Below are 11,571 nucleotides of genomic sequence, written 5' to 3' on the forward strand. Positions count from 1 at the left end.
GCGCCACCTCCGCGCTGCGCCATGATCGTATGCGCCGTTCGGCACAGCTCCAGCGGACCCTTCACATTCACCGACATGATCTTGTCGAACGCGTCGTCGGTGGCCTGCTGCAGCGGTCCGAAAATCGGGTTCGTGGCGGCATTGTTCACGATGATGTCGATCCCGTCGAAGTGCTCCACGGTGCGGGCCGCCAGCTCGTGCGCATCGGCCGCCTTCCCCATGTTCGCCGGAATCCCGACCACGTCGAGCCCGTCGAGGCGCAGCGCCGCCACGGCGGCCTCGACGTGCTCGGCCTTGCGGCTCGAGATCGCGACCTTGGCTCCCGCTCGCGCCAGCGTCGTGGCAATGGCCAGCCCGATGCCTCGGGTGCCTCCGGTAACGATCGCGACTTTACCATCGAGGCGCAGTCGCGCGATCGCGTCGGCAGTGCGCGGGGGAAGGGGCTCGTGCATGGCAGTGGGCCTGGTGAAGGGAACCGGGAAACGCCGTCGTCAGCGCCGATCGAGACGCGTCACGCGGCCGACCGGCGGCGCGACGATTCGGCCATTCATCTGCTCGAGATGCTGCAATACCAGATCGGCCGTGCGCGGACGCGTGCCGGGCTGCTCTTGAAGCGAACGGCATGCGGGTATCGCTTCCGGAATGCGATACCCGTCGCCGCCGCGACACGCCGGATACGTCACGATCGACAGCTGCAGTGTGTCCGTGGCACCGATCGGCCGTCCATCGTCGCGCGCAAGGTCGCCCACCACGCGGGCACCACTCGGAAGCGTGGCATCGAAGCGAAACCGTACCCCGCTCACCTGCAGATACGGCCCGTTGTCGAGGCCGCCGCGCCCCACGCTGACCTCCAGCAGATCGCGCAGGCGCGCGCCGCTGAGCGGAAACGTCACCACGCGCGTTTCGTCGGCGAACAGAAACACGCCCTCGATCATGTGCCGCGTGATCGGTCCCGCCTGCATGATATCATCGAACCGCAAGGCGCCCGAATTGATCAGCGCCACATCCGCCGCCGTGCCCACGCGAATCGCGTCGGCGACCATGTTGCCGAACCGACTTTCCCGCTTCGAAATCGAATCGATGGCGTTGATGGGCTCCGGCGCCATGCCGAGCACGCGGTCGGGACCGATCCGACGCGTGAGCGTGTCGCGCCACCGCTGCACCACCGCCAGCGTGGTTGGGTCGTCATGCAGGCCCGGACCGATGTCGAAGCGGTGATCGGTCACCCGCCAAGGCGATGTGCCGTCGCGCGTGAACGTCACCAGGATCGCCGTGCGGGCATTCGACATCGCCTTCACGAGCACGCGGCCGTCGCGCACCACCCGACGCCCATCATGATCGTGCCCGCCGAGAATGGCCGTGAGGCGCGGCTCGTTCTCGAGCGTGGCGACGTCGTCCACCATGAACCGGTGGGTCAGCGCGACCACCAACTCGGCGCCCTCGCCGAGCAGCGTATCGACCGCCGCCGTGGTCGCGCGGTCCGGATCGCGGCATGACACGTACGGCGCGTAGTCGCGGAGTACGGTGGTGCCGAGCACGCCCACTTTCACACCGCCCACACGCAGCGTGTCCCAACCGCGCACGCCGGGGAACGGAGCACCGGTCGCTTCTCCGCAGTTCGCCGACAGCCACGAGAATCGCGACTCGCGCAACCGCGCCACGAGGTTATCGCGCGAGCCGTCGAACTCATGATTCCCCAGCGTTGCCACATCGAGCCGCGCCGCATTGAACCCATCCACCATCTGGGCGCCGCCGTACCACTTCCCGAGCACGCTCGGGCTCAGCACGTCGCCGGCCAGCACGTACAGCACGGGCGCACCGTTCGCGCGTTCGATCGAGTCGCGCAGCGCCGCCACGCGGGCCACGCCGCCTCGGCCGTCGCGCAGGGTATCGAGTACGTACACGTCGTTCACCAGCAGCATGCGCACGGTCTGCACCGTGCTCCGCGCCGACGGGGCCACGCCCGGCGCTCCCGGCGCCGGCGTACGGCACGCCACGAGGAGACCACCGGCGGCCACCAGCACGCTACGCACAACCGCGCGCAGGAAGCCGGCGGCCGTACCCCCATGCGCGCGGAACGCCACCGTGGTGCCGTTCATACGCCAAGATCTCCGGTTTCGTGAGCCGTAGGATGCCCTCAGAGGCTCGTGTCGACGCGCTCGCCGCGAATGGCGAAGACATGCGCCACGGCCTGGCCGATCTTGTTGTTCGGCGTGCTGGCCCCGGCGGTGATCCCGACCCGTAGCGCGCCCGTCGTGGGCAGCCAGTTCGTCACTTCGTCCTCGTGGTGATGCGGCCCCACGCGACGGATGCGCACCGCGTTGCCCGCGACATCGATTTCGTCAGGATCCGCGATGTGGTACGTCGGCACCTGTTCGGCGCACAGGGCGGCCAGCGAAATGGTGTTGCTGGAGTTGTAGCCACCCACGACCACCATGAGATCGAGCGGCTCGGCCAGCAGTTCGACCACCGCATCCTGCCGATCCTGCGTCGCACTGCAAATCGTGTCGAAGGTGCGGAAATGCTCGGAGCGATGCCCTTCGCCGTACGCGCGGGCCATTGCGTCCCCGACGGCGGCACCGATCGCCAGCGACTCGCGCGCCAACATCGTGGTCTGATTCGCGACGCCGATACGATCCAGATGCAGATCGGGATCGAAATGATCCGAGGCGGCCTTGGCGAACGTCTGCAAGAACTCGGCGCGCGACAACGGCGGACGCGGCGTCGGCTTGCCGGCCCGCGCCTCGATGTAGTCCATGACGAGATTGGCCTCCGCCATATCGCGCACGACGATGTACTGCCCACCCGGATACTTCTCCACCTGCGACGCCGTGGCGCGCGTTTCCTCATGGTAGAACTTGCCGTGGATCAGCGAGGTGAAGCCGTCGCGCGCGTACACCTCGACGCGCTTCCACACATTCAGCACCGAGCCGCAGGTCGTGTCGACCACCACGCATCCCAGATCGCGCAGCGTCTGGAAATCCTGAATCGTGACGCCGAACGCGGGCAGGATCACGACATCGGCCGGCTCCACCGGCGTATAGTCGAATCCCTTGCCGCTGGCCGAGAGGAATACCACGCCCATCTCGCGCAACTTCGCGTTGACGTGCGGATTGTGGATGATCTCCCCCGCCAGAAAGATCCGCTTGTCGGGAAACTTCCGGCGTGTTTGGTAGGCGTAGTCGACCGCCCGCTCCACGCCGTAGCAGAACCCGAATTCCTTGGCGAGGCGCACGGTGGTGTCGCCCGCCTGCAGGGTGTACTCCTGCGCGCGCAGCATATCCACCAGCTGACCGGTGTAGTCGGCCGCGAGCGTATCCTGCACCTCGGCCTTGAGGCCGAAGCCTTTGCGGACGTACGTCATGTCGGACATGTCGGCAATCTAGCGCGTTTCGGGCGCGCCGGCCCGGGCTTCGTCCACACTCAGCACGAACGGGGCCAGCAGCTCGCGGGTGATGCGCGGCAGCGGCCGCTTCGCGAATCCCTCCACCGTCACGCACACCACGACCATCGTCGCCGCGGCAATCAGGGTCTGACTGGCCGCGTTTCGGACGTCCACCTGCAGCGTGAGCGACGTGTCCCCCATCCGCGACACGTAGGTGACGAGCGCGAGGTCATCATCGAGGCGGGCCGGCGCGATGTAGTCGATTTCGAGCCGACGCCGCGGCATCCAGATGCGCGGCGCGTCGAAGAGGGTGGCGTACGGCAGCCCCGCGGCCCGGAGCAGCTCCTGCTCCGCCACCTCCACCAAACGCGGAAAGGCGCTGAAACGCATGATTGCCACGAGATCCACATCCGCCCAGCGGACGCGCTCGTGCACGACAAAGGGACGCGGTGCAGTCATGAGACTCGGTGCAGAACGGTGACAAACGGTCGGGAAATCCCCTCTGGCAGGAACGCTCCCTGGCATGCAACGTGTGGCAATGTATAAGACCATCCTCGTGCCGTTGGACGGCTCGGCGCTGAGTGCCCGCGCCCTGCCCATCGCCGTCGCCCTGGCCCGCCGCAGCGGCGCCCAGGTGCAGCTCGCGCTCGTCCATGATCCGAGCGCATACATCCCCTTCGTGCCCGGCGAAGTGGCCATTCCCGTGTACGACGCGGAACTGGTCAGCGAGCACCGAGCACAGGATCAGGCCACCCTCGATGCCGCGCTGGCCGACCTCACGGCGCAGGGTATCGCCGCCAGCGCCGTCTTGCTCGAGGGGACGATCATCGAGGCCTTGGTCGAGCACGCGCAGGCGGCGGGGGTCGACCTCACCGTCATGACCTCGCACGGACGCAGCGGCTTCGAGCGCCTGCGACTCGGCAGCGTGGCCGCCGCCTATCTCACGCGCGCCACCGCGCCGGTGTATCTCGTGCGCGGTTCGGGAAGCGAAGCGGCGCCGGAGCTGCCCGTGGGTCCGCTGTTGTGCACCCTCGACGGCTCGCCGTTTGCCGAGGCGATCCTGCCGCACGCCACGATGTTTGCGCAGGTGGCCGGCCTGACGATGACGCTGCTCTCGGTGGCGGTGCCCCACGCCATGCCGATGGCGCCGTTCGGCGCCGAAGCGCTGCTCGCCGACGATAGCGCCATGGCGCTCGAGGAGGCCGGATACCGTGAGTACCTCTCGCGCATCGCGAGCGCGTGCCCGCCCGGAACCACCGTGCACGCGGTCAGCGACATGAGCGTGTCGCGCGCCATCGTCGACGAAGCCACCCGCGTCTCGGCTGGCGCCCTCGCCATGGCCACCCACGGTCGCGGCGGACTCAAGCGTATGGTTCTGGGCAGTGTGGCCGACGAAGTCATCCGGCACAGCCACACGCCGGTATTGGTTTACCGGCCGTCCTGATCGGCCACCGGCGTCGTTGGCGCCGGTGCGAAGAACGCTGGCGCCAGCCACGGCGCCAGCGCATAGGCGACCATCGGCTCGTAGGCCCCTTGCCGGTCGATCAGCCCGGCCGTGAGAATGCCGACCGCACCACGGCCGTGCTTGGTCCCCACCACGTTGGCCAGCGCGTCCATCGCGTGCCCCAATTCCTCCCCGGCACGAATCCGGTCGGCGACCCGATCCGGGAGCGGCATCGACAGCGAGCCGCCCATCCCCTCGAGGCCGTCGCGATCCACCACGACCGCCCACGCGCAGCTGCGCATGCGGCCATCGGCCAGCGCCACCACGCCCCCCTCGAGGCCAACCGCGATATCCGCCCCGGTCAACGCGAGCGCAGCCGTCGCGCGATTCCGGGCACCGCGCTGCGTCTCCTCGTCGCCCATGGGTTGGTTCGGCACGCCGCTCGCGACCTCGACGCCCTCCACCGGTAGCCCCGGCTGGATACGCGCGAGCACGGCGCGCACGGCGGCAAGCTTCACCGGGTTCGTCGACCCGACGGCAACGCGCACGAAACGAACGCTCATAGGCAGTCCACGGGCAGAAGAAAAGCAGCAAGGTTAGCACGCAGCGCTTGCTCGCAGCCACGTATACAAGTAACCTAGCTCTGCTGAATCAACGATATGTCCGTCACCCTCTCCGACGCGCGACGGGCCAACTCGCGCGATCGTCCACCAGGACCCGTGCCTCCTCGCACGACACTCTGGCTCGACTTCGTCAACACCGATGCCGCCGCGCAAACGCCGGGGGGAGATTTGTTGCGCGACTTCGAGGCGCTCTTGGTCTGGTTTCAGGAGGAGGGAGCGGTGGACGACGAACGCGCGGCAGGCATTCGGCGGCGGGCGGTGCTGCAGCCAGCCGCCGCCGCCGCCACGCTGGTCGACGCCCGGCGAGTGCGCGCCGCGCTTCGGGTGCTGGCCGAACGCGGGCATCTCTCCGAGCACGTCCGCGACGATGCCGTGCTGGAGATCAACCGGGTGCTCGGTCGGAGTGCGGGCACGCGTCGCCTCGATCCGCGCGCCGAGGGCGGATACACCCGCGCCTTCGTGCCCACGGGCGATGCATTCGCCGGGCTGATGATCCCGATCGTCGAATCCGCCGCCGACTCCCTGGTGGCCGCGGAGCTCGCCCGCGTGCGCCGCTGCGCCGATCCACGGTGCCACCGCGTGTTTCTCGACGGCACCAAGAATGGGCTCCGCCGGTGGTGCGATATGGGAACGTGCGGCAATCGCGCCAAGGCCGCGCGCCATCGGGCACGCACGGGAGCGCGTCCGTGAGCACGAGCTCGCGTCGCCAGAGGCGCGCCGCATGACGACGCCGCGCACCCCCGCGCGCGCAATCGACGCGATCGCGCGCGCGGAGGCCGATCCGGACCTCACCCTGGAGCGCGGCTTCGTCGCGTCCTTGCGGTGGCTGGTCTCCGAAGGTGACGCGCGCGGCGTCCGCCGCATCGCCGTCGAGCTGCGCGCGCTGCGCGAAGCGCTGGCCGCGCTCGACGAGACGCGGGCGGCGCGTGATGACTTCGAACGGCGCGCGCTGGAACTCGACAAGGAACTCCAAGCCGCCCTGACGGTCCTTGGCCCCGGCACCGCGGTCAATGGCAATGGATCGCTCGTCCAACGGCTGGCCCGGCTGCGCGAACGGCTCGCCGAGGACACCGCATCACGCCATCAACTCACGATCGAGCGCGACGCGTGGCGGGCCATGTGTACGCTGCTTACGCAGACCCGGGCGCGCGTCCACGAGTTGCTCGAAGACGCCGAACGCGAACGCGATTCGCTCTCCGGCGCGCTCGATGTCATGAAGGCGCGGGTGATCGAACTGACCACCCTGCACGACGACGCATCACGCGACTCGGCCGCGAATCGGGCCGAGCTCGCCGCCGTCCGCGAAAAACTGCGCCGCTGGAGTGGCACCGTGGAGCGCGCGCTCCACGAACTGGCCAGCGCGACCGGGTCGCTCGCTCGCGACGCCTGAGTACCACCCCGTGGACGCTTACGCGCCCACGATGGCCGTCACGCTGGGCGAGACTACCGCGCGCACGACCGACTCCTTCAAGTAGCCCATCTCAACCGCATAGTTCGCGAGTTTGCGCTGCAGCAGGCGGCGTCCGCGGAAGAGGCGCGACTTCACGGTGCCCTCGGGCACGCCAAGCGCCGTCGCAATTTCAGCGTACCGCAGCCCCTGGAGATCACTCAGCACGACCGCCGCCCGATACTCCTCAGGCAGCGCGCGGATCGCGCGCGTGATTTCGTCGTCGAGAAACGAGTCGTAGAAGCGTCCTTCGGGATCGGCCTCACCAACGGCCTCGAACAGCGCCCAGCCTTCCGTATCCTCCGGCTGCTGCACTTCACGCGCGTCGATGCGACGCTTCCGGCTCACGAACACGTGATAGAGAATCGTGAACAACCACGCCCGGATGTTCGTGCCGAGATGGTACTGCTCCCACCGCTCGAGCGCACGCAGCAGCGTGTCCGACACCAGATCCTCGGCGTCGTCGCGCGAACGCGCCAGCTTCAGGGCAAACGAATACAGCGCATCGAGGTGCACGAGCGCCTCGCGCTCGAACTGCGCGCGACGCGCCACCCGATCGGCACTGCGGTTGGCTGCATCACCCGCGTCGCGCGGTACGGTCGCCAGCAACACGACCTCGCTGTTCATGCTCACCATGATCCCGTTCTCCCTTAGTCTGCGCGGTGCGCAGCAGTCGCCGTCATCCTGCCATCGCGGGAACCCACATGTCCCCCCAACGTCGTACCGTGAGTGTTCGGGCTACTCGAAGTTCCGAGGCAGCAACGACGACGCACCATCGCGCACATGCATGGCGATGAATCGCTTCAGATCCGCGGCAATGCCCTCGAGCACCGAGAGGTCGCGCTTCACGCGCGTCATGAGCACGGCGCCTTCCAGTGCGGCGATGATGAACCGGGACAGCCGCACGGCATCCACATCATCGTTCAACTGCGGACGGGCCTCCCACAGCAGCGAGCGGATCTGACTGGCCCAGCGCTCGAACACCGCTTCGATCCGGACCCGGAACCCTTCGTGGGCGTCGGCCAACTCAGCCGCCAGGTTGCCGAACGGTGAGCCGCGGCGGCCGCCGCTTTCCGACTGCAGGGCCACGACCGCATCGATGAACAGGTTCAGCCGCTCGAGCGGGTCGATCATCGGCTCGCGCAGGATCGCGAGCCCGCGCTCGGCGAATCGCTCGAACTGACGGTTCAGCACCTCATAGCCGAGTTCTTCCTTCGACTTGAAGTAGTGATAGAAGTGGCTCTTGCCACTCAATTTCGCGCCCTTGATGACGTCGTCGACCGAGGTCGAGGTGAACCCTCGCTCGGAGATCAACGTCGCGGCAGCGTCCAGGATTTGCGTTCGGCGTTCTGACATCGTTCAGCGAAACTAGGACCATACGGTCCAATATGCAAGCGCTCCCGAGAAACTTTGGTAAATGACTACTTGACAAACACTTAGACACACTCAAGGTTTTCCGCATGAAAGAAAACAGCGACGGGGATTCGCTGGAACTAGGACCGATCGGTCCGAATGCGGAACCGCCGATGGTCACCTCGACCGTCCACGAGGTGACGCGCACCTATCTCGAGGTGTCTTCCCGCCAGCAGCTGGTGCCGGGGCAATCGACCGGCACGGTCGCGACACTGGATCGGATTGCCCCCTGCACGGTCGAGCAGTGGCGGGCGTTGTATCGGCAGATCGGTGCGCCGTGGCACTGGCACGACCGCGACACGTGGAGCGATGACTCCTTGGCGGCGCATCTCGCACGGCCGGACGTTCAGGTGTTTCGCGTGACCGCCGATCTTGGCCCGGAATGGCCCGAGGCCGCCGGCTTTCTCGAGCTCGAGCGGCACGGAGACGGGTCGGTAGAAATCGCCTACCTCGGGCTCGACCAACGGGTGCTCGGGCGCCGACTTGGTAGCTGGTTGGTGGTGCAAGCGGTGGAGACGGCCTTTAATTGGGGCGCCAACCGGATCTGGCTGCACACGTGTACGCTTGACGCCGCGGCGGCGCTACCGAACTATCTCGCACGGGGATTCCGCATTCTCCGTGTCGAGACCTACTGCACCACGATGTTGGCTTGACGGCCGGCCCGCACGTTCGCGCCGCATTCCGCGGCGCACGATGCGGCTGACTCCTCGAAATATCGATCATGCGCGTACGCTCATCGCTCTGGACGCCGGATGCCGGTTGGTCAACGCCGCTGCCCGTCGCCCCGGACAGCGCCGTCCAGCTGGTGTTGAGCTTTGGCCCGGTCGATCCCCCGGACCAGGCGTGGTTCGCCGCGATCACCGAGCGCTTCCCCGCCGCGCAGCACCTCTACGTCTCCGGTGGCGGACAGGTCGCCAATAGTGCGGTGGACGACGCACAGACCGTCGTCACGACCGTCTCCTTCGACCACGCGTCCATCCATCCGGTCATGCGTGGCGACGTCACGGTCGCAAACAGCCGCCAGCGGGGTGCCGAGATCGGCGCCGAACTGGCCAAGATCGCCGGCCTCCGCCATGTGCTGATCTTCGCGGAAGGGATCGGTATGAACGCCGCCGGCTTCCTGAACGGCCTCAACCCGTTACTTCCCGCCGGTGTGCTGGTGTCCGGTGGCCTCGCCTCCAATGGCGTTGTCCTCACTCGCTCCGTGATCGGTCTCAATGACACGCCCATCACGGGCCGCATCGTTGCGCTGGGGCTCGTCGGCGAGTCACTGCGCATCGGCACCGGATCGGCGGGCGGATGGGACTTCTTCGGACCAGAGCGCATCGTCACGCGCTCCACGGTGGCTGAGGTGTTCGAACTCGACGGTGAGCGCGCGCTCGACGTCTACGCGCGCTACCTTGGTGACTTCGCCAAGGAGCTGCCGGGCAGTGGATTGCTCTTTCCGCTCGCGGTTCGGGCCGTCCGAGACGGGCCCGTCTCGGTGAGAACCTTGCTCGCCATCGACGAGATCGCAGGGTCCATGCGATTCGCGGGCGACATTCCCACCGGGAGCATCGTGCGACTGATGCGGACCACCACCGACAAACTGATCGACGGCGCCGCACGCGCCGCCGAGCTGGCTCACGCCGGTATCGCCGATACGAGCAACGCCCTGACCCTCTGCATCTCATGCATCGGTCGTCGCGCCGTCATGCGAAGCCGCGTCGATGAAGAACTTGAGGAAGTCGGCCGACTCAGCGGAGCCTCCACCGTGGTCGGCTTCTACGGCAACGGCGAGATCGCGCCGCATAGCGATGGCCGCGAGCTTGCCGCCGCGGTGCTGCACAACCAGACGATGACCGTGACGACAATCGCGGAGCTCGGATGATGCACCCCTACGTGCAACGGCAGCTGCGACGGCATGGCATTTCCGACACGTCGGAGGCGATGCTACCGATCCTCAAAGCCGTCAGTGCGCTGCTGTACGATGTCGATCGCGAGCGCGAGCTGGGCGCGGTCGCCATGAACGAGCTGTCCCGTGAACTCGAGTCGCGCTACGATCGCCTGCAGCAGAGCGAACAGCGCTACCGCCGGCTCTTCGACGAAAGCCCCATGGCGATGTTCGCCGTGAGCCGCATCGACCGCCGCCTCATCGCCTGGAACCACACCGCCGAGACAACCTTCGGCTACACCGAACGGGACGTGCTCGATCAGCCGATCGAGAGCCTGCGGCTCTCCGGCGATGACGCGTGTCTGCTCGCGCCGATGCTCGCGCCGGACGTCCCGCTCCCCGCGCCGGGGACACCAGTGAGCGCGACGTTGCACACGCGGGACGGCCGCACCCTCGACGCGGAAATCATGTTCCACGCCGTCGTGCTGCAGGAGCACGAAGCGGTCATCGTCCACATCCGCGATGTCACGCTCGAGCGCGCGTCCATCCGCGCCCGCGCCGAAAGCGAAGCCCGGTTCCGCGCGTTCTTCGACCACGCCGGCATCGCCATTCACGTCCTGTCATACGAAGGCGTGATTCTCGAAGCCAACCCGGCATCCCAGGAGCTGCTCGGCTACGCCCCGAGTGAAGTCGTGGGCCTGCAGGCGATCACGCTGTCTCCCGAGGAAGACATGGACGCCGTGCGCGAACTGAGCCTCGATCTCCGCTCAGGCAAACGCGACTCGGTCTCCCTCGAGCGCCGTTTCTTCCATCGGCAGGGGCACATCGTCTGGGGCCAACTCACGGTCTCCCGGGTGCTCCACGGCGGCGAAGTGCGCTTGATCGGCATGATTCAGGACATCACCGAACGGAAGCGCATGGAAGGCCAGCTGCTGAAGCAGGCGTTCCGGGACGACCTCACCGGCCTGGCCAACCGCGTCCTCTTCCGGGATCGGTTGCGTCACGCGCTCGAGCGGCGCAGCCGCGGCAACAGCCGCGTGGCCGTCATCCTGCTCGACCTCGATGGGTTCAAGCGGGTGAACGACTCCCTCGGCCACGCCGTCGGCGACGAATTGCTGCAGATCGTCGGACGCCGCATTGCCAGCGCCGTGCGGACCGGCGAGACCGTGGCACGCCTTGGCGGCGACGAGTTCTCGGTGGTCATCGAGTCCATCGAACAGGGTGACGATCCCGAGCTCCTCGCCGAACGCCTGCTCATGTTGCTGCGCATGCCCATGCGCATCAGCGGACGGGAAGTGGTCATCGGCGTCAGCATCGGGATCGCCATCGCCGAGCCCGCCGACGACGAGGAAACGGTGCTGCGCAACGCCGACACCGCGATGTACG

Annotated in this window: 13 protein-coding genes; 6 read left to right on the plus strand and 7 right to left on the minus strand. The window is 67.4% G+C overall.

The genetic code is table 11. The features are described from left to right. The 4 genes from ACIRA7_RS11360 to ACIRA7_RS11375 form a co-directional block, all read right to left on the minus strand. The coding region (locus ACIRA7_RS11360; protein ID WP_396220957.1) for an SDR family NAD(P)-dependent oxidoreductase at positions 1-452 on the minus strand (452 nt) is incomplete at its 3' end. A gap of 39 nt (positions 453-491) precedes the next feature. After that, positions 492-2,099, minus strand: a complete 1,608-nt coding sequence (locus ACIRA7_RS11365; protein WP_396220958.1) for a bifunctional metallophosphatase/5'-nucleotidase — start codon at positions 2,097-2,099, stop codon at positions 492-494. Between the two features lie 38 nt (positions 2,100-2,137). Continuing rightward, on the minus strand, positions 2,138-3,373 hold the full coding sequence (locus ACIRA7_RS11370) for a 4-hydroxy-3-methylbut-2-enyl diphosphate reductase (protein WP_396220959.1): 1,236 nt from the start codon (positions 3,371-3,373) through the stop codon (positions 2,138-2,140). Positions 3,374-3,382: 9 nt separating this feature from the next. After that, positions 3,383-3,844, minus strand: a complete 462-nt coding sequence (locus ACIRA7_RS11375; RefSeq protein ID WP_396220960.1) for an acyl-CoA thioesterase — start codon at positions 3,842-3,844, stop codon at positions 3,383-3,385. Positions 3,845-3,908: 64 nt separating this feature from the next. Between ACIRA7_RS11375 and ACIRA7_RS11380 the strand changes: the two genes are divergently transcribed. Then, entirely contained in the window at positions 3,909-4,829 is a 921-nt protein-coding gene (locus ACIRA7_RS11380; RefSeq protein WP_396220961.1) for a universal stress protein, read from the plus strand. On the opposite strand, the gene yjjX is transcribed toward ACIRA7_RS11380, so the two are convergent. Continuing rightward, on the minus strand, positions 4,814-5,392 hold the full coding sequence (yjjX, locus tag ACIRA7_RS11385) for an inosine/xanthosine triphosphatase (RefSeq protein WP_396220962.1): 579 nt from the start codon (positions 5,390-5,392) through the stop codon (positions 4,814-4,816). The two genes, ACIRA7_RS11380 and yjjX, sit on opposite strands and share 16 nt — an antisense overlap. Positions 5,393-5,548: 156 nt before the next feature. Between yjjX and ACIRA7_RS11390 the strand changes: the two genes are divergently transcribed. Together ACIRA7_RS11390 and ACIRA7_RS11395 are read left to right on the plus strand one after the other, a co-directional pair. Further along, positions 5,549-6,142, plus strand: a complete 594-nt coding sequence (locus ACIRA7_RS11390) for a CGNR zinc finger domain-containing protein (RefSeq protein ID WP_396220963.1) — start codon at positions 5,549-5,551, stop codon at positions 6,140-6,142. 31 nt (positions 6,143-6,173) lie between these two features. Next, positions 6,174-6,842, plus strand: coding sequence for a hypothetical protein (locus ACIRA7_RS11395; RefSeq protein ID WP_396220964.1), 669 nt, complete (start codon positions 6,174-6,176; stop codon positions 6,840-6,842). Positions 6,843-6,860: 18 nt separating this feature from the next. On the opposite strand, the gene ACIRA7_RS11400 is transcribed toward ACIRA7_RS11395, so the two are convergent. Together ACIRA7_RS11400 and ACIRA7_RS11405 are read right to left on the minus strand one after the other, a co-directional pair. Then, the gene (locus ACIRA7_RS11400; RefSeq protein WP_396220965.1) at positions 6,861-7,535 is read right to left on the minus strand and encodes a sigma-70 family RNA polymerase sigma factor; all 675 of its coding nucleotides are present in this window, start codon (positions 7,533-7,535) and stop codon (positions 6,861-6,863) included. 102 nt (positions 7,536-7,637) lie between these two features. Then, positions 7,638-8,255 (minus strand): TetR/AcrR family transcriptional regulator, encoded by a 618-nt coding sequence (locus ACIRA7_RS11405; protein ID WP_396220966.1) that lies wholly within the window; start codon positions 8,253-8,255, stop codon positions 7,638-7,640. Positions 8,256-8,359: 104 nt separating this feature from the next. Here ACIRA7_RS11405 and ACIRA7_RS11410 point away from each other — a divergent pair, with 104 nt between their 5' ends. The 3 genes from ACIRA7_RS11410 to ACIRA7_RS11420 form a co-directional block, all read left to right on the plus strand. Next, positions 8,360-8,965: a GNAT family N-acetyltransferase gene (locus ACIRA7_RS11410; protein ID WP_396220967.1), complete on the plus strand. Its 606-nt coding sequence runs from the start codon at positions 8,360-8,362 to the stop codon at positions 8,963-8,965. A gap of 68 nt (positions 8,966-9,033) precedes the next feature. Further along, on the plus strand, positions 9,034-10,182 hold the full coding sequence (locus ACIRA7_RS11415; RefSeq protein WP_396220968.1) for an FIST signal transduction protein: 1,149 nt from the start codon (positions 9,034-9,036) through the stop codon (positions 10,180-10,182). Further along, positions 10,179-11,571: PAS domain S-box protein (locus ACIRA7_RS11420; RefSeq protein ID WP_396220969.1), on the plus strand; the 1,393-nt coding region annotated here is incomplete at its 3' end. The genes ACIRA7_RS11415 and ACIRA7_RS11420, both read left to right, overlap by 4 nt.

The organism is Gemmatimonas sp. (assembly GCF_044376735.1).
In the GTDB taxonomy this organism is placed as follows: Bacteria; Gemmatimonadota; Gemmatimonadetes; order Gemmatimonadales; family Gemmatimonadaceae; genus Gemmatimonas.